19 protein-coding genes are annotated in these 17,309 nt (G+C 48.0%); all 19 read right to left on the bottom strand.

Going from position 1 to position 17,309, the window contains the following annotated elements; translation table 11 throughout:
* Positions 1-50: 50 nt before the first annotated feature.
* Complete coding sequence (gene ytfJ / locus H6A12_RS00090; RefSeq protein WP_204443484.1) at positions 51-449, bottom strand: GerW family sporulation protein; 399 nt, start codon at positions 447-449, stop codon at positions 51-53.
* Positions 364-1,119 carry a hypothetical protein gene (locus H6A12_RS00085; RefSeq protein WP_204443476.1) on the bottom strand — a complete coding sequence of 252 codons (756 nt, stop codon included), beginning with the start codon at positions 1,117-1,119 and terminating at the stop codon, positions 364-366. The genes ytfJ and H6A12_RS00085 overlap by 86 nt, the downstream gene beginning before the upstream one ends.
* 18 nt (positions 1,120-1,137) lie before the next feature.
* Positions 1,138-1,704, bottom strand: a complete 567-nt coding sequence (gene scpB, locus H6A12_RS00080) for an SMC-Scp complex subunit ScpB (protein ID WP_204443474.1) — start codon at positions 1,702-1,704, stop codon at positions 1,138-1,140.
* Positions 1,694-2,431 (bottom strand): segregation and condensation protein A, encoded by a 738-nt coding sequence (locus H6A12_RS00075; RefSeq protein ID WP_204443471.1) that lies wholly within the window; start codon positions 2,429-2,431, stop codon positions 1,694-1,696. Before H6A12_RS00075 ends, scpB begins: the two co-directional genes overlap by 11 nt.
* Positions 2,431-3,156: a site-2 protease family protein gene (locus H6A12_RS00070; protein ID WP_204443462.1), complete on the bottom strand. Its 726-nt coding sequence runs from the start codon at positions 3,154-3,156 to the stop codon at positions 2,431-2,433. Before H6A12_RS00070 ends, H6A12_RS00075 begins: the two co-directional genes overlap by 1 nt.
* A gap of 101 nt (positions 3,157-3,257) precedes the next feature.
* Positions 3,258-5,894: a translation factor GTPase family protein gene (locus tag H6A12_RS00065; protein ID WP_204443460.1), complete on the bottom strand. Its 2,637-nt coding sequence runs from the start codon at positions 5,892-5,894 to the stop codon at positions 3,258-3,260.
* Between the two features lie 153 nt (positions 5,895-6,047).
* Positions 6,048-6,866, bottom strand: a complete 819-nt coding sequence (locus H6A12_RS00060) for a hypothetical protein (RefSeq protein WP_204443458.1) — start codon at positions 6,864-6,866, stop codon at positions 6,048-6,050.
* A 135-nt stretch (positions 6,867-7,001) separates the two neighbouring features.
* On the bottom strand, positions 7,002-7,904 hold the full coding sequence (locus tag H6A12_RS00055; protein WP_204443456.1) for a bifunctional riboflavin kinase/FAD synthetase: 903 nt from the start codon (positions 7,902-7,904) through the stop codon (positions 7,002-7,004).
* Between the two features lie 14 nt (positions 7,905-7,918).
* Complete coding sequence (truB, locus tag H6A12_RS00050; RefSeq protein WP_204443454.1) at positions 7,919-8,815, bottom strand: tRNA pseudouridine(55) synthase TruB; 897 nt, start codon at positions 8,813-8,815, stop codon at positions 7,919-7,921.
* A gap of 22 nt (positions 8,816-8,837) precedes the next feature.
* On the bottom strand, positions 8,838-9,779 hold the full coding sequence (locus tag H6A12_RS00045) for a DHH family phosphoesterase (protein ID WP_204443451.1): 942 nt from the start codon (positions 9,777-9,779) through the stop codon (positions 8,838-8,840).
* A gap of 12 nt (positions 9,780-9,791) precedes the next feature.
* Positions 9,792-10,172 (bottom strand): 30S ribosome-binding factor RbfA, encoded by a 381-nt coding sequence (gene rbfA / locus H6A12_RS00040; protein WP_204443449.1) that lies wholly within the window; start codon positions 10,170-10,172, stop codon positions 9,792-9,794.
* A gap of 29 nt (positions 10,173-10,201) precedes the next feature.
* The gene (infB, locus tag H6A12_RS00035) at positions 10,202-12,631 is read right to left on the bottom strand and encodes a translation initiation factor IF-2 (protein ID WP_204443447.1); all 2,430 of its coding nucleotides are present in this window, start codon (positions 12,629-12,631) and stop codon (positions 10,202-10,204) included.
* A 12-nt stretch (positions 12,632-12,643) separates the two neighbouring features.
* Positions 12,644-12,949, bottom strand: coding sequence for a L7Ae/L30e/S12e/Gadd45 family ribosomal protein (locus H6A12_RS00030; protein ID WP_204443445.1), 306 nt, complete (start codon positions 12,947-12,949; stop codon positions 12,644-12,646).
* Positions 12,942-13,211: an RNase P modulator RnpM gene (rnpM, locus tag H6A12_RS00025; RefSeq protein ID WP_204443442.1), complete on the bottom strand. Its 270-nt coding sequence runs from the start codon at positions 13,209-13,211 to the stop codon at positions 12,942-12,944. The genes H6A12_RS00030 and rnpM overlap by 8 nt, the downstream gene beginning before the upstream one ends.
* A 76-nt stretch (positions 13,212-13,287) precedes the next feature.
* Positions 13,288-14,412 carry a transcription termination factor NusA gene (gene nusA / locus H6A12_RS00020; protein WP_243415239.1) on the bottom strand — a complete coding sequence of 375 codons (1,125 nt, stop codon included), beginning with the start codon at positions 14,410-14,412 and terminating at the stop codon, positions 13,288-13,290.
* Positions 14,413-14,466: 54 nt separating this feature from the next.
* Complete coding sequence (locus H6A12_RS00015; protein ID WP_204443440.1) at positions 14,467-14,934, bottom strand: ribosome maturation factor RimP; 468 nt, start codon at positions 14,932-14,934, stop codon at positions 14,467-14,469.
* A 118-nt stretch (positions 14,935-15,052) separates the two neighbouring features.
* Positions 15,053-15,979: a stage V sporulation T C-terminal domain-containing protein gene (locus H6A12_RS13315; protein ID WP_243415238.1), complete on the bottom strand. Its 927-nt coding sequence runs from the start codon at positions 15,977-15,979 to the stop codon at positions 15,053-15,055.
* A 189-nt stretch (positions 15,980-16,168) separates the two neighbouring features.
* Positions 16,169-16,519, bottom strand: coding sequence for a hypothetical protein (locus tag H6A12_RS00005; protein WP_204443438.1), 351 nt, complete (start codon positions 16,517-16,519; stop codon positions 16,169-16,171).
* A 43-nt stretch (positions 16,520-16,562) separates the two neighbouring features.
* On the bottom strand, positions 16,563-16,697 hold the full coding sequence (locus H6A12_RS13540) for a hypothetical protein (protein WP_275955269.1): 135 nt from the start codon (positions 16,695-16,697) through the stop codon (positions 16,563-16,565).
* Between the last annotated feature and the right edge of the window lie 612 nt (positions 16,698-17,309).

Raw genomic sequence — 17,309 nt, 5'->3', positions numbered from 1 at the left:
GCATACAAATCGCACAGTGCCATTGTATGCAGACATAAGCTGTCCTATTTTTATTCTTCTTTGGAGGGTTCTTTTTCTTTTTTCTCTTTTTTGCCGACCATGGACGTAAATGTCGAAATCACCGACGGAATCGCTTCAATCACATCGCTGATTGCGCTTGCATCCGCTTCCATTTTCAAAAGCCGGACTTCTCCGTTTGAAATAACCAAAAATGCAATCGGCTGAATCGATATGCCGGCGCCGGTTCCGCCGCCGAACAGCTCTTTGGGTGTTTTGGACGGCCAGTCCGAGCCGCCTGCGGCAAAGCCGAATCCCACTTTTGAAACCGGAATAATGATCGTTCCGTCCGGACAGGAAATCGGATCACCGATGATTGTGTTTACATCCACCATTTTGCGGATTTTTTCCATTGTTGTGTCCATCATGCCGTTGATCGGATGTTCGCTCATATTGTTTCAATCCTTTCTGTTTTTGCATTGCCTGCAAGGCTTCTTCTTGCTGTGCATTTCGTCTAAACATCATGCGAACAATCGAAATAAGAATCCCGATTGCCGCTTTTAAAATCGAACCGATGCGCAGTTTCGCCAAAAAGGAAATGTCATACCGCATTTCGCCTGTGACAAAATCGGAAACCACATCAACCGATTTTACCCGCAGCGTCATCACAGAATCGATCGCCGCCAACGTGTTATACACTGCGCCGCATACCATTCCATAGCGAATCGCTGTTTCATCGGCGCTGTCCGCGCCGACCGAAACAAACACACGCATATTTACAAATCGAATTTTTTTTAGGAGTGCCGCTGCACCCGGCACCGTGGAACGCAGCAAATCGACTGCAAACGAAACGGTTTCACCAAATGACTGCTCATGCGGCTTTTCCTTTGGTTTTTTTCTGCTTTTTTCTGCCGGCTTTTTCTTCCGGGCGGACGGCACTTTTTTCTTTTGCTTGCGTTTTCGCTGTTTCTTTTGTTTTGCCGGCAGAATCAAAAACCGAATGCCGAATGCGCCGACCCAGATCCGCACGGTATCCGAAATCATCACCTTGACCGTGACACTCGCCAACAAAAATGCGGTCAAAAGCGCCGCGACCGCCAAAGCAATCCACCATGCGGTCATTTTTTCACCTCCGTGCGGTCACACCGTTTCGTTATGCGTTTTCTCGCGCTCCTCATCTTCCTGTCCGCCGTTTTCTTCATTCGGCAATGACGGAAGTTCAGACAGCGAGGAGATGCCAAACGTACGCAAAAACGCCGGTGTTGTTTGATAGGCGATAGGCCGGCCGGGGATTTCCAGCCTTCCCGCCTCTTCCACCAGCCCTTTCTCCACAAGCGAAGAAACCACCTGCGCGCTGTCTACGCCGCGTACCTGCTCGACAAACGCACGCGTCACCGGCTGATTATACGCAATGACTGCCAGCACCTCCATCGCAGCATTGGAAAGCGGAACGTTTTTGCGGATCAAAAGCGCCTGCTGAATCAGCTTTGCATGTACGGGTTTTGTGCACAGCTGATAGCTTTTTCCAAGCTGTATGATCTGCAAACCGGAAGATGGGCTGTCATATTTATCCTGCATCGTTTTCATGACTTTATGCAAAAAATCTTCTTCCACGCCTAAAACCTGTGCGATTTTATTCGCCTCCACCGGTTCGCCTGAAGCAAACAAAATCGCTTCCAGCGATGCACAAAGCGCCTCAATCGTCATATATTTGCGCCTCCTTTTCCTGCGGCGGCTGTCCGGGAGCAAAATAAACTGTTTTATTATCATCGCTTACACAGATGCGTCCCGTTTTAATGAGCTCGAGCATCGCCAAAAAGGTAGCGACGCGCTCGCTTCGGTCACCGCTTTCAAAAAATGTTTCATAGGGAATAAAATCTTCCCGATACAGCCTGTCCAGCACATATAAAATCCGGCTTTCCACCGGTACAATCCGTCTGGACACAATCCCGGAAAATGCCGCACGCGGCGGCGGAAGTCTGCGTTTGCCGCGTCCTGCTGCGGCCAGATACGCCGCTGCCAGCAGTGTACTGTCGTGTGTTAACGAATACGTCTGATCGGCTTTTATTTCCATCGGTAAACGAACGTAAATGCCGTCCTGATACCTTTGCTGCATTTTTTGCACAACTTCTTTTAACAGCTGGTATTCAATCAGCTGCCCGGACAATTCGCGCTTTAACTGCTCGCTTTCCTCTTCGTATTTCGGCAGAAGCGAAGCCGTTTTGATATACACAAGCCGTGCTGCCATCGCCAAAAACGATGCGGCAATCTCCATATTCGCGCGCTTCATCTGCCCGATATAGTCAAGATATTGCGTGAGCAGAATTGTAATTTCGATGTTTTGAATATCCAGCTTGTGCTTTGCAATCAAATGCAGCAGCAAATCGAGCGGGCCTTCAAATCCTTCCAGTTTAAACTGAAGTGGCTCTTCCATCAGGCAATCACCTGCGCAATCAAATCGACAAAACCGGTCAGATGATCCGCCAGCCAATAAAGTCCGTTCCAAAACGCGTTGAACGGAATATTGATGATATTCGAAAACACGGAGAACGGTCCGCCGATATTCGGAAGCACGAACAGCAAAAAAACCATCGCATAGAAAATGATCTGCTGATACCGTGCAAAGAACATTTCAAACCGCGCATAGATATTCTGCGGCAGGAAAAAGCCGATAATTTTCGAACCATCAAGCGGCGGCAGCGGAATCAAGTTGAATGCAGCAAGCGAAATATTCACCTGTGCAATCAGCTGCATGACGGTACCCAAAAGCGAGAAGAAGATCAGATTCGGTGCAAAATAAACAATACATTTTAAGATCAGCAAACTGACAGTTGCCAGCAGAAAGTTTGCAAGCGGACCGCCCAATGCAGTGAGCGCCATTCCGTTTTTCCGGTTTTTAAAATAAAACGGATTCACCGGCACCGGTTTTGCCCAGCCAAATCCAAACAGCACAAGTGCAGTCGTACCGATCGGATCAAAATGCGCGATCGGATTGAGTGTCAGCCGTCCCAAATTCGTTGCGGTCGGATCGCCGAGTTTTTTTGCAATCCATCCGTGCATAAATTCATGAATCGGCAAAGCTGTGAAAATAATCACTGCATATGCCAGGAGAGAACTCATAATAGCAACCGGATTACCGGAAAGAAGTGTTCGTAACATAAAAGGTGGTATCCTTTCTCTTTTGTCGGTTCATTGTGTTACTCTGATTGTTATTATACTAAAGCAGGATGAAAATTACAAGAACTGTCCAGACACTCTGCCTATTTCTTTGCGGAAAGTGTGATTTTTGCGGTGTATCGGAGCTGTTTTTTCTCGTTTGCATGCCGGTTATTCTCCTCAATCCACTCCGAAAGCCGACGGGTGGCATGCTCTAACTCCTGCTTAAACATCTGTGCCGACACACGCGAAGCGCCATGTCCTAAAATAATCAGCTGTTCAAGTCCGTCCGACGTGACTACCCGCACACGATGATGCTTTCCGATCTCATACGTCGTTTGCTCAATGTAAGAATCAGCTGTCTGCGCTTCTTTCGTAAACACAACATACAGATTCGGATAACGATAGATCTCCGCATTTGCTCTTGGGACTTTGTACGCATCGAATACAATGATGATCTGTTCGCCGCGCAGCGGCTGATAATTGCTCAAGATATCAATAAGCAGGTTTCTTGCCGCCTCCGCACTCTGTTTTGCCGCTTCACGCAGCTCGTCCCACGCGAAGATGACGTTATAGCCGTCCACGAGCAGATATGATTGCTGCGGCTCCTCAAACAATCGTCCGTATTCCTCCGTACGAAGCGGTGTATTGCGTGTCTGCACAAATCCGCCGCGCTGTTTGATCGGACCGTAAGTCTGCTCGTAAATCGACCGCAGCGCTTTGTCCTCCTCTTTTGTCGACGCGTATTCACGCCGCACCGGCTTTGACGGAACCGACAGCGGAAGCGATGCGGCTGACGTCTGCTTTAATCCCCATTCCGGTGAGAGATGCATATGGCGATCCGCCTCGTCCCATTTCACCACAACGCCCGCTCCATGAGAGCAGAACACCGAATCGGCGGGATTTTCCGTATCGCGGTCGCTGTCATAGCCGCTTTGTTCGATCACTTCTTCTGCATTATGACATTCCCGATAGCCGTCCACCCATGTGGAAAGCCGTCCCTGCCCTTTTGTATATGCCGCAAATTCCGTCTGATACGAACGCATCGTCTTGACCGGAACCGTACCCGTTAAAACTGCGAGCTCCCCTTCTGTTTCCGGCGGCGAAAAGGTGCCGTTCATCCGCTGCAAATCGGAGATCGCACGGCCGACCTGTGCGGCAGGCACCTCGATACGAAAGGCGTAATACGGCTCAAGCAGTACATTCTCCGCTTTTTTAAGTGCCTGCCGCACCGCACGGTACGTCGCCTGACGGAAATCGCCGCCCTCTGTATGCTTTAAATGTGCGCGTCCGGCAATCAGCGTGATTTTCACGTCCGTGAGCGGTGCGCCGATTAAAACGCCAGGATGTGTCCGTTCGGCAAGATGCGTAAGAATCAAACGCTGCCAGTTTCTCTCAAGGTCATCTTCACTGCACACCGTATCAAACGATACGCCGCTGCCGCGTTCTGTCGGTTCAATCAGCACGTGTACCTCCGCATAATGCCGCAGCGGTTCGAAGTGACCTGCACCGCAGACCGGCGCTTTGACCGTTTCTTTATAGACGATGTTGCCCTCGTCAAACGTTACCGAAAGCGAGAACCGCTCAAAAATCACACGCGTCAGCACCTCAAGCTGTACTTCACCCATCGGCTGCACATAGATTTCTTTTAAGCGTTCATTCCATGTAATATGAAGCTGCGGGTCCTCCTCTTGCAGCTGTCTAAGTTTTTGCAGCGCCGTAAAGGGATCGGTGCTGTCCTCGATTTTCACACGATACGAGAGCACCGGTTCGATCTGTGCGGCGTCAAACGACGGCTCGAAGCCAAGCCCGTCACCCGCCTGCGTTTTCGAAAGTCCCGTCACGGCACAGACAACACCCGCGGGGACTTCCTCCGCCGTTTGATACTTGATTCCCGAATAAATCCGAATCTGATCGACCTTTTCTTTCCAGTCTCCTGTACGGTTTGACCCGCGCAGCAAGTCTTTCACTTTAAGAAAACCGCCGGTCACCTTTAAATAGGTAAGTCTTGTGCCCTGTGTGTCGCGTGCAATTTTATAGATACGCGCGCCGAATTCCTGCGGATATACAGGCGAACACATATACCGTGCCATTGCATCCAAAAATTCGGACACGCCCTCGTTTTTAAGCGCCGCACCGAAATAACACGGAAACAGCTTTTCGGATTGAATCAATGTAGCAATCTGTGTATCGGAAACCGTTCCGTCAGAAAGATAATCCGCCATCACCTGCTCGTCGCACAGCGCGATTTCTTCAAACAGACTGTCCTCTTCGGCACAAAAATCAACGCATCCGCCATCCAAGGTACGGAGTTCTTTCATGATGGCATCGCGCGGACGCACGGACAAATCCATTTTATTCACAAACAGAAACGTCGGCACATGATACTCTCGAAGTAACCGCCATAATGTTTTCGTATGTCCCTGCACACCGTCTGTTCCGCTGATGACAAGCACCGCATAGTCGAGTACGCGGAGTGTGCGCTCTGTTTCCGTCGAAAAATCAACGTGCCCCGGCGTATCCAGCAGAAAAAAGCGTGTGTCGGCAAAATCGAGCACTGCCTGCTTTGAAAAAATCGTGATGCCGCGTTCTTTTTCGATGGCATCGGTATCTAAAAACGCATTCTGGTGATCAACACGCCCAAGCTTGCGGATCATGCCGCTTGTATAAAGCATTGCCTCCGAAAGTGTTGTCTTGCCCGCGTCAACATGCGCCAAAACGCCTACAACCAACTGTTTCATGCTTCCATTCCTTTAATATTACTGATTTGTGGAGCTTGATTGTCTGCACAATCTTTAAGATTTTATTATAACATAACCCTGCATCGTTTCCTATCGATTTTTTGTAAATAAAAAAGCAGGACACCTGTGATATTATCCTGCTTATTCCTGTTGTTAAGCCAACAGCTGTTTTAACTCTCTTTGAATGACTTCGATTTGCTTGATTGCTTTTCCGATTCGTTTGTGCATCCGATTGATATTCAAATGAACGAACCAGTCCGTAACACCGCTGTTAAACCACAAATCAATCTCAGAATACAGCCGCACAGCGTGCAGCTTCACATATTTGTTTTGCAGAATCACATGCAAATCTTCGTTAAAAGCTGTCAGCGCATCCTGTGCGTCTTCCATATATTGCTCTGCCTCTATAAGCGATGCGGATTTTGCAAGGGATGACAGAAAGCGATTCGAAATCATGTCAAGAATACTCATATTCCCGCTGCGGCAAAGCGCTTCCTGCGCCGCAGCACAGCATTCCAGTGCATAACTTGCCGATTCGAGAGCCGTGAGAATCTCTTCCTGATACGTTTCTTGATCTTCCGTTTCTTCATCATCAATATCTTCCATATCTTTTGGCAGACGGAGATGATGCTGTTTTGCCGCTTCTGCAATCCACTTCTCGTCGACACACCCGTACAGCGTTTCTAAATCCTGCGCAGTAAAACGGTCTGCCGATTGTTTCACCGCACGGCGCAGACTCTCGTCACTGCAAATACCAATCAGTTCTGTTAACGCTTCCCCTGAAAAACGGATGCCAAGCTGCAGCGCCTTGTTCAGCAATCGTGTTGCACCGCTCTCACTTTCTAATGCAATGAGACCGATCGCATCAATTACTTCATCGGGCGAACCGATATTCTCGAGCGATGAAATTCTGTTGATCGCCGTGCTCACAGCCCAATCATTGATTTTTTCATAATAGGTGTCCCACGTCATTTCCGTCCGCCTCCCTGCACCGCTGCACACTGCCGTGCATCTTACTTGGTTTGAGTATATCACAACGCGGCTTAAAACGCAATTTCCCGAAAAAAAGCAGGACACATGTGACTGTATCCTGCTTTCGTTATTCTTTTAAAACGGCTGTGCCTGACGGCACGCAATATCTCGGTGAACCGTTTCTTTCAGTTCCGTTACATCGGCAAATTTCTGTTCTGCGCGTGTAAGCTTAAAAAGCTCCACACGGGCAATCATGCCGTAAAAATCGCCGCTTGCATCCAAGAGATACGTTTCAGCAAGCGGTGCACGCACGCCCTCAATCGTTGGTTTTACCCCGATGTTTGTAATGCTCCGGTACCAATTCCCGTCGATCTTCGTCCGGCTTTGATACACGCCGAATTTCGGCAGCACAAGCTTTTCGGAAAGCGGCTGATTGAGTGTCGGAAACCCGAGCGTTCTCCCAAGACTTCTGCCGTGTACAACGCGCTCTTTGATATAATACGGATATCCTAAAAATGCATTCACAAGCGCCATATCACCGTTTACAAGTGCCTGGCGAATCGCGGTGGAACTGACTGTCACGCCATGCGATGTATACTGCGGCACAACACGAAGATCAATGCCTTTTTCCGCACAGATCGCCGATAAAAGCGATGCATCGCCGGACGCATTCGCGCCGAATCGATAGTCATAGCCGCAGGCAATCCGTTTTGCATTCATTGCCTGACAGACGACCGTTTCGATAAACTGTCTGGGTTCCATGGACGCAATCTCGACAAACGGCAGCAGATACACACGCTTTACGCCCAGTTTTTGAAAGCATTCGAGTTTCTGTTCATCCGTCTGCAAAAGACCTGCTTCCCGCTTTTTCTGCGGCAGTAAATGTGCGGATGAAAACGTCATCACCGTCGGACACAGAGAAGGATCACCGCACACCTCTTTAATCACACGGGCATGTGCGGAATGAACGCCGTCAAAAAAGCCAAGCGCAACGGCTGTCGGCTCGTTTGATAAAACGACCGATTCATAAATTTCCACACCGGTTCCTCCTTTTATCTGGGCGCAAACATCTTTTCGATCCGAAGCGATTCGTCGCTGTGGTCGAGTGAAGCAAGTCCCAAAAACAATCCTGTATGTCCGTACACGCGATGCAGCGTGTCCACCTTTTTATGCCGCACACGGTTTAAATCGAGCCGCACGCCATTTTGGAATTTTTCGGTCTGCACTTCATTCAGCCGAATTTTTGGCAGATGCGAAAACAGCGTGTCCACCGGACGCAGCTGCTGCTCGAGTGTGCCGTCTGCTGTGAACTGCTGTGCCTGCTCAAGCGTGATACAATCGTGGAGCGTAAACCCGCTCGCCTGTGTGCGGACAAGTCCTGTCATGATCGCACCGCATCCGAGCGCTTCGCCGATATCGCTGATGATCGTACGGACATACGTTCCCTTCGAGCACCGAATCGTCAGCGTTCCGCAGCCTGTTTCCTCATCAAACGAAGAAAGTGTGAGCTCCATCACGGTCACTGCCCGCGGCTCGCGTTCCACCTCACGACCCTGCCGTGCGATGTCATAAAGCCGCTGTCCATTGATGCGCACTGCCGAATACATCGGCGGAATCTGCGTGATATCCCCGCGGAACTGCGGCAAAACAGCTTCCACTTCCGCTGCCGTCACCCGCCGTTTTTCACCGCTCGTCACCGTTCCCCAGCAATCGAGCGTATCCGAGCGAAGTCCCAACTCAAACGATGCTTCATACGCTTTGTCGTCATCCGGGAGCATATCGCACGCCTTTGTTGCCTGCCCTAAAAAGATGAGCAGCACACCGGTCGCCATCGGGTCAAGTGTTCCCGAATGGCCCACCCGTTTTGTCTTTGACATGCCGCGAATCCGCGCAATCACGTCAAATGAAGTATATTCCTGCGGTTTATTGATACATAAAACGCCATTCATTCTGTCTGTTGATTCCCTTCTGTTATAAAAACCGAGCCGCTTCTTCTAACAGCATCGTTTTTGCCTGTTCATACGGTGCGTTAATTACACAGCCGGCCGCACGGATATGTCCGCCGCCGCCGAATGCTGCGCACAATTTCGATGCATCGGCATACGCCGCCGTCCGCACCGAAATTTTATAGCCGCCTGCTTCTTTCTCGCGCATGGTGATGCCGATTTCAACGCCCTCGATCGTGCGCGGAATGCCGGAGATTCCGCCGAGCTCCGATTCATCAGCGCCGCTTTCTTTGACCATTTCCTGAGAAATGCAGATGAGCGCAATTTTCCCGTCCGCGGCATACGAGATCGTATCAAGCACCATTCGTTCAACGGCGATTCGCTCTTTTGATTTTGTTTCAAACAACAGGCGATTGAGTTCTGCATAGCGTGCGCCCTGTTCCATCAGATCGGCTGCCAGACGCATCGTTTTCGGCGTCGTGTTCGAAAAGCGGAAGCATCCGGTGTCGGTTGCCATGCCGGTATACAGGCAGTCTGCAAGATCGGGTGTGATCGACACACCCATTTCGCAGATCACCTCATACACTGCCTCACACGCCGAAGCGCCGTCGTACAAGTATGTTTTCTGTGCATACAGCTCGTTTGTGTGATGATGGTCGATGCACAGATCCACATTCGGATACGCTTCTGTGACCGCATCACCGAGCAGCGAAACAGATGCCACATCGACTGCCACGACAAATTCAGGTGTAAAGTCTTCTTGCTGTACACCGTCTGCAAGATAAGAAAACATCTGCGGCAGGCGATCGGTACACTGCGTGCGCACCGTTTTACCAAGCGAACGAAGCGCGCGCAGCAGTCCGTATGCACTGCCGAGCGTGTCGCCGTCTGGATTTTTGTGCGAAAGAATCAGAATGCGGTCATGCGCACAAAGAAGCATTGCCGCTTCCTTTGCGGAAATCTTCATGCTGCCGCCTCCTTATTCTTCGTCCGGTTCGTCGTTGTTCCACTCCGGATGTGCTTTGCTCTCTTCCACCAAAATCCGATTGATGTTTGCGCTGTACGCAATCGAATCATCGGGAATAAAGTGAAATTCCGGTGTTTTACGCAGATGCAGCCGCGCAGAAATCTCCCGGCGGATATAGCCTTTTGCACTGCGCAGTCCCTCTGCGGAACGAATCGTCTGTTCCTCGCCTTCCACTGCGCTCACATACACTTTGCAGTGAGAAAGATCGTTTGACAGATCAACTTTAATGATACTGAGCATGGAGGAAACCCGCGGGTCTTTGACCTCACGAAAAATTTCCACCAGCTCTTTTTTGATATCTTCCGAAATTCGGCTGATTTTAATCGAAGCCATAGCTGCTCCTTTCTATTCATCAAACGAAATCAGTCGCGGTACTCCTCAATGATGAACGATTCAAAAATATCGCCCTCTTTGATGTCGTTGAATTTCTCAAGACCGATTCCGCATTCATAACCCTGTGCCACTTCTTTGGCATCGTCTTTAAAGCGTTTGAGCGAGTCGATTTTGTCCTCTGCGAGCACGATGCCGTCGCGAACCACGCGGATGAGTGCGTTTCTTGCAACCTTACCCTCGATGACATATGCGCCTGCAACGGTACCGACGTTCGAAATTTTATAGACGGCACGAACTTCTGCACGGCCAAGCTCCACTTCGCGTGTTTTCGGTGCGAGCATACCTTTCATTGCCTGTTTTACATCGTCGATTGCGTCATAGATGATGCGGTACAGACGGATTTCGACGTCATCCTGTTCGATCGAATCGCGGACTGCCTGATCCATACGGACATTGAAGCCGATGATGATTGCACCCGATGCCTGTGCGAGCATGACGTCCGATTTGTTGACAGCGCCGACACCGTTATGAATGACACGGACACGCACTTCGTCGTTTGTGAGTTTCTCAAGCGACTGTTTGACCGCCTCAGCAGAACCCTGTACGTCCGCTTTGACGATGAGCGGCAGTTCTTTGACTTCACCCTCTGCAATCTGGCTGAACAGGTTGTCGAGTGTGACTTTCTGATACTGTTTAAACTGCTCTTCCTTCTGATCGAATTTACGCTGCTCGACCAGCTCTCTTGCCAGACGTTCATCCTCAACGGCGTTAAAGATATCGCCTGCTGCCGGAACTTCTGCAAGACCGGTGATCTCAACCGGTGTGGACGGACCTGCTTCATTGACCACAGCACCTTTGTCGTTTGTCATGACGCGGACGTGACCAACAGTCATGCCTGCGATGATGACATCGCCGCTGTGGAGCGTGCCGTTTTGGACAAGCAGTGTTGCCACCGGGCCGCGGCCTTTGTCCAGACGTGCTTCGACGACAGTACCTTTTGCCAGACGGTTCGGGTTTGCTTTCAAGTCTGCGACCTCTGCAACAAGGTTGACCATCTCAAGTAAGTTATCGATACCCTCGCCGGTCACAGCAGATACCGGACAGCAGATCGTATCGCCGCCCCACTGCTCCGGAACGAGGTTATACTCGGTGAGTTCCTGCATGACTTTATCCGGATTTGCGTGCGGTTTATCAATTTTGTTGATTGCAACAATAATCTGAACATTTGCAGCTTTTGCGTGGTTGATTGCCTCGACTGTCTGCGGCATGATACCGTCGTCGGCAGCGACTACGAGAATAACAATATCGGTGACAGCGGCGCCGCGTGCACGCATTGCAGTGAACGCTTCGTGACCCGGGGTGTCGAGGAAGGTGATCTGTTTGCCGTCTGCTTCCACGGTATATGCACCGATGTGCTGAGTGATGCCGCCGGCCTCAGTTGCGGTGACGGAAGCATGACGAATGCGGTCAAGAAGCGATGTTTTGCCGTGGTCAACGTGGCCCATGACAACAACGACCGGGCTTCTGCTGACGAGCTCATCTGCGTTGTCCTCGCTGTCGTCGATCAAGCGCTCTTCGATTGTCACGACAACCTCTTTTTCAACTTTTGCGCCCATTTCTTCTGCGACGATCGACGCAGTATCAAAGTCGATGACCTGATTCTGTGCTGCCATGACGCCTAAACCCATCAATTTTTTGATGACATCGGTAACGGTTGCTTTCAGGCGGCTTGCGAGCTCGGAAACAACGATTTCATCCGGAATGAGCACTTTAAGCTGCTGTTTTCTTGCACGCTCGAGTGCCAGACGCTGCAGTTTCTGCGCTTCCGTTTCGCGTTTGGTCGAATATTTCTGTTTTGCACGCTGCTGCGATTTCTGATTGATCTTCTGTTTGCGCTGGAAGCTGTCGCTTCTCTTATTCTGCTGCGGTGCCAGCTGATCGTAATGCTCGTTGTATTTATCGAGGTTTACCTCAACCGTACGGGTATCTACACGGCGAACCACTTGCTCAGCCGGTTTCTTTTCTGCCGGTTTTTCCTTTTTCTCGACCGGTTTTGCCGGCTGTTTTGCAGGCTGTGCCGGTTTTGTCTGTGCTGCCGGTTTTTCAGGCTGTTTTTTCTCCTGTTTTGCAGCCGCAGGTTTCTGTGCCGGTTTTTTCTCTTCCTGTTTCGGCGCCGGTTTTGCGGGAGCTTTCTTTTCTGCCGGTTTCTTCTCTTCTTTTTTTGCTTCTGCTGCTTTCTCAGCCGGTTTTTCATCCGGCTCATCTGCCGAAGCAAAATAGTCATTGAAGCTCTCCACAGCGTTTGCCTGTGTGAAATGTTCAAACACCAGATTCAGTTCCTCTTCTGTGAGTACGGTATTCGGTTTGCGTACAACGTCGCCGCCCAAAACTGCATTGATGTCTGCAACGGTCACATTCAGATTTTTTGCCAAATCGTTGAGTTTATATTTTGATACCATTCTTTCTCCTCCTTAAACTGTCTGCTGTGTATCTGTAAGAAACTTTTCTGCGAGTGATGCGTTGGTGATGCAAAGCACACCAACCGGCTTTCCCACAATCGCGCCGATCTCTTCGAATGAATGCGAAAGCATATAAAGCGCGGTACCGTATTTTTCGGAGAGAAAACGCATTTCTTTTTTTGATTTTTCGGAAAGAAACGTCGAACAAACGATCAATACGCCTTTTTTATTCATTACCGCTTCCTTGGTTGCATCCGTGCCGAAACACAATGCACCGGCTCTGCGGCAAAGACCCAAATCCTGCAGCAATTTATGCATCCGTATCAATCTCCTGTTCCATTCGGTCATAGACCTCTTCGGGAATTTTGCAGGAAAGCGCACGTTCAAACCCGCGTGTTTTCCGCGCTTTTTGCAGACATGCAAGCGCTTTGCAAACATATGCGCCGCGGCCCGCCTTTTTCCCGGTTAAATCAAGCGAAACTTCGCCTTCTTTATTTTTTACAACGCGTACCAGTTCCTTTTTGTTTTTCATTTCACCGCATCCGGTGCATTTACGCATGGGAACTTTTCGGTTTTGCATGGAAACTCCTCCTGTTTTATTCCTTTTTGTTTTCCGGTAATCAAGTCAGATACACCAAAAACAAATTCCCCGTTTTTTATTCTGCGACTGTTTCTGTCGATTCTGTTTCCGGCTGCTGTGCCTCGGTATCACTGCTTGCCTCTGTTTCCTCAAGGTCGCTGCTTTCCGGGCGAATGTCGATTTTATATCCTGTCAGTTTTGCAGCCAATTTTGCGTTTTGACCTTTGTTGCCGATTGCAAGCGAAAGCTGCATATCCGGTACAATAACACGGCAAGTACGCTCTTCGGTGCTTAAAATGTCAACGCGGACAACCGAAGACGGCGCCAATGCAGCCGCAATAAACTCTGCCGGATCTTCACTGTATTTAATGATATCAATTTTCTCGCCGTTTAATTCTTTTACAATGTTGGACACACGCGAATTTCTCTGACCGATGCATGCGCCGACCGGATCAATGTTCGGGTCTTTGCTGAACACAGCGATTTTTGTGCGGGAGCCAGCCTCACGGGAAATGGATTTCACTTCAACCGTTCCGTCGAAAATTTCCGGAACTTCTTTTTCAAACAAACGTTTGACCAGATCTTTGTGTGTACGGGTCACTTTGATCGTGCAGCGGCGTTCACTGCTCACGACATCGTTGACGTACACTTTGATGAAATCGCCCTCATGGAAGGTTTCACCCGGGATCTGCTCGCTTGCAAACAAAATCGCTTCGTTTTTATCGATCGAAACGGTTACATTGCCGGTACGCGGTTCGATTTTCTGTACGCGTGCATTTACGATTTCATGCAGCTTGCTCTGGTACTGCTCCATCAGCTGTGCTTTGACTGCATCGTTGATTCCCTGGTGAATCAAGTTTTTGCCGGAAAGTGCTGCGATTCGGCCGATCTGTTTTGTATCCAGACGCATGCTCAGACGTGCACCCACGCGAACGCGTTTATTTTTCTCGTAAGCGTCTTCAAAGCTTATTTGTGTAGTCGGATCGGTGACTTCTTCAACGATGTCTTTTACAATCGAAACCTGGAATTTACGTGTTTCCTGATTGAGTTCAACCTCGACGTTGTTCTCACCTACATTATAATACTTCCGCACTGCGACTGCGATTGCATTTTTGATGCTGTCAAGCACCGCTTCTGCTTTGATTCCTTTTTCCCGTTCCAGCGCCTCCAGCGCCTCAAACAGCTCGTGGTTATTCATCATTTTGTAACCCATCCCTTTCTATGCATTCACTGTTGGTATGTAAACGTTATCTATTTAGAACTCGACATACAGCCGAACAAACGCAATATCATTCATCCGGAATTCGTATTCGTTTTCTTCTGTTTCAATAATTACGGCGTCATTTTCGGCATTTTTAAGCACACCTACAAACTCCCGCTCACCGTTATACGGACGAATCAGGCGAACAACAACCGTTTCGCCGCGGCAAGCATCAAAATGCCAGTCTTTTGAAAGTTCGCGCTCAATGCCAGCGGAAGAAACTTCCAGACAATAGCTCTGTTCAATCGGGTCCACCTCATCCAGTTTTGCATCCAGCGGACGCGACATTGCCTCACAATCATTGAGGGAAACACCGCCCTCTTTATCGATGATGACAGACAAAATCCACATGGAACCTTCTTTTTCAAAACGAATATCCCAAATGGTGAGTCCCAGTTCGTCTGCGATCGGCTTCGCCAAATCGTAGACAATTTCTGCTGTTTTGTTTGTTTTTCGTTTCACACATCTGCCTCCCGTTAAAACAAATGAAAGACTGGGATGCTTCCCAGTCTTTCAACCTTTCCTTATTACTGTCAACAAGTATAGCACATTTCTTTAGAAATTGCAACTGTTTTTTTCATTATTCTTCAAGCTGGCGTGCCAAAAGCTGTGCAGTCACACGGATTGTCTGCGCAAATGATTCGTTTACCCGTTTGTTTTCAGGAAGCGCTGCGATATATCCAACCACATCTCCTGCAACAATCACCGGTGCACCGGCTGTAGCAGTTCGGGAAAATCCCTCGATCGGAAACACCTGATGTTTTTCTCCTTCTTCTGCGTTAATCGGTTGGCGCAGTTCCATCAATTCTTCAAGCTCATGTGAAACGCGGCGATCGAGCACTTCTTTTTTGGAAATTCCCGCTGCAGCAACCACATGATCTTTATCGCAGACAATCACCGGCATGTCTCCTGCCTTTGCTAACACATCTGCATATGCAGATGCGCAAGTGCTGATTTCTCCGATCGGCGAGTATTTTTTAAACATGATTTCGCCCGCGCCCGCAATAAAAATTTCGAGCGGATCTCCTTCACGAATGCGAAATGTTCTTCGGATTTCTTTTGGAATCACCACCCTGCCAAGATCATCGATTCTACGAACAATACCTGTTGCTTTCATATATAAAAACTCCTTTTCGCTATTTATTGGTGTGGAGTTAGTATGTGTAGTATTTCCATTATTATACTGATTCGACATGATTTTGGAGCTTCCTTTGAAGATTGGCATACATGCTTCTTCAATCTCCAATTGGTTTAAAGTATTCATGAGTTGTGTGATCCCAAAATCATCTCGCCGCTTTTTAATTTGCTGTTGAGGAATATCATACATTTTCGCTATAAACGCATCAGAAGCATACTCGAAAAATTTTTCTAATTGCCTTTTGCTCATTCTGAAGAAATCTGCCGGTAAATTAGAAATTGTTACATGATTCAGACCCAAATTTTCCAAATCTTCCTTTATTCTTTTTCCCTCTTCCCCTGAAAAATCATAATACTCTGGTTGATACATAATCTGCCCTGCCTTTAATTATTCTCTTATCATCTAAACACAATGAAAAAATGCAAAATATCATCACTTATTAAAATTTTTCAAATTATATTTTTCCATCATAACCGTTATATATTACCTTAAAAATATTCTTCTACACAAAAAAGCACCGCCGATGCGATGCTTTTCAAAATTTCCAAATTGTCTATCTTATCCTAGTACTTCTATATAGGTTCTAATCTGATCCTCAATCCCAAACACTTTTCCGTATTTCAAAAGCTTTCGGCAATTCGGCTTTGCATTAAAATATTCTTTGATCGCCTGTGAATACATCTGAAAATCCACTTTTTCTTTATGGCGAATCAAATCACAGATACAGCGTTCTTTATCATAAAGTTTTATTATTGCACCTAAAGGAGATACCGTTTCGCTAATTCCCATTTCATAAATTTCTTTCTCTACATAATGACAGCGCAAATGAGGGTTGTCTTTCTTCAATCGGCTGACATTGGTGCCACGCGGAAAAGTGAGATCTAAAATATGCGGTGTTCTATCAGACATGCCCCATAGATACAATGCAGTCGCATAGTCATTTTAATATCACTCATTTCTTATCTACTCCTAATTTCTTATCAAGCATTTCCAGCTTTTTGCGGCATTTCTCAATCTCATCGCTGAAGCTTTCAGCCTTTTTAAGTTCCTCTTTCAGCTGATATTCTCTTTCCTGCAACTTAGCCAATCCTTCTTTTAACTCATCAAGGTGCGATTGTAAGTCATCAAGGAAATTATCGATTCGTTCTTTTTGCTCATTATTAGCCGCCTCCGCACACCTCGTTATTATATTTGATCTTAGTATACTCGACGATATGTCCCATATTTAATGCATAGTCATGACCATCTCTAAAAATGGCGACATAAGAAGCGGCCTATAAGGCCTTAACAAAAGCCAGCGCCTAAAAGACGCTGGCTTTCACTTCGTTCAGGCCATGGTGGTATGATTACTTGCTATCCTTAAAAGGGTTTTCGTAATCCTTCTTGCTTAAATTCTCCTCTATTTGATCTTGTTTTCCTTGTTCCCGAATGTATTTTTGTATCATCGCTGTATTTATGCCTACTGTACTTATATAATACCTCTATATCTCCTTTGCTTAAGCTCTAATCCCACCCCGGGCGGTTGTTGAACGTCCTCGCTTTGCTCTGCCGTTCTATCGCTAAAGCACTAATAAAAAGAATCCCCTGCACTTTGCTATGTGTTCTTAGCGAAGTTTTTAGGGTGGTATGTAACCGGAAGGCAATTTTGCCTTCCGGTTATTACTTTTATGCAGAGATATCTTCCTCTGCATCTTCGTCA

Source organism: Merdimmobilis hominis (assembly GCF_016901855.1).
Taxonomy (GTDB): Bacteria; Bacillota; Clostridia; order Oscillospirales; family Ruminococcaceae; genus Paludihabitans.
The sequence above is the reverse complement of the archived record's forward strand: the minus strand, read 5'-3'. Positions and strand labels throughout refer to the sequence as shown.

Coding starts and splice junctions, on each gene's coding strand:
- H6A12_RS13315 (WP_243415238.1), bottom strand. CDS start 15,979: ATGTATCAACCAGAGTATTATGATTTTTCAGGGGAAGAGGGAAAAAGA.
- rnpM (WP_204443442.1), bottom strand. CDS start 13,211: ATGCAAAACCGAAAAGTTCCCATGCGTAAATGCACCGGATGCGGTGAA.
- scpB (WP_204443474.1), bottom strand. CDS start 1,704: ATGACGATTGAGGCGCTTTGTGCATCGCTGGAAGCGATTTTGTTTGCT.
- H6A12_RS00085 (WP_204443476.1), bottom strand. CDS start 1,119: ATGACCGCATGGTGGATTGCTTTGGCGGTCGCGGCGCTTTTGACCGCA.
- rbfA (WP_204443449.1), bottom strand. CDS start 10,172: ATGGCTTCGATTAAAATCAGCCGAATTTCGGAAGATATCAAAAAAGAG.
- H6A12_RS00070 (WP_204443462.1), bottom strand. CDS start 3,156: ATGTTACGAACACTTCTTTCCGGTAATCCGGTTGCTATTATGAGTTCT.
- nusA (WP_243415239.1), bottom strand. CDS start 14,412: ATGATGAATAACCACGAGCTGTTTGAGGCGCTGGAGGCGCTGGAACGG.
- H6A12_RS00045 (WP_204443451.1), bottom strand. CDS start 9,779: ATGAAGATTTCCGCAAAGGAAGCGGCAATGCTTCTTTGTGCGCATGAC.
- truB (WP_204443454.1), bottom strand. CDS start 8,815: ATGAATGGCGTTTTATGTATCAATAAACCGCAGGAATATACTTCATTT.
- H6A12_RS00075 (WP_204443471.1), bottom strand. CDS start 2,431: ATGGAAGAGCCACTTCAGTTTAAACTGGAAGGATTTGAAGGCCCGCTC.
- ytfJ (WP_204443484.1), bottom strand. CDS start 449: ATGAGCGAACATCCGATCAACGGCATGATGGACACAACAATGGAAAAA.
- infB (WP_204443447.1), bottom strand. CDS start 12,631: ATGGTATCAAAATATAAACTCAACGATTTGGCAAAAAATCTGAATGTG.
- H6A12_RS00030 (WP_204443445.1), bottom strand. CDS start 12,949: ATGCATAAATTGCTGCAGGATTTGGGTCTTTGCCGCAGAGCCGGTGCA.
- H6A12_RS00005 (WP_204443438.1), bottom strand. CDS start 16,519: ATGTCTGATAGAACACCGCATATTTTAGATCTCACTTTTCCGCGTGGC.
- H6A12_RS00060 (WP_204443458.1), bottom strand. CDS start 6,866: ATGACGTGGGACACCTATTATGAAAAAATCAATGATTGGGCTGTGAGC.
- H6A12_RS00065 (WP_204443460.1), bottom strand. CDS start 5,894: ATGAAACAGTTGGTTGTAGGCGTTTTGGCGCATGTTGACGCGGGCAAG.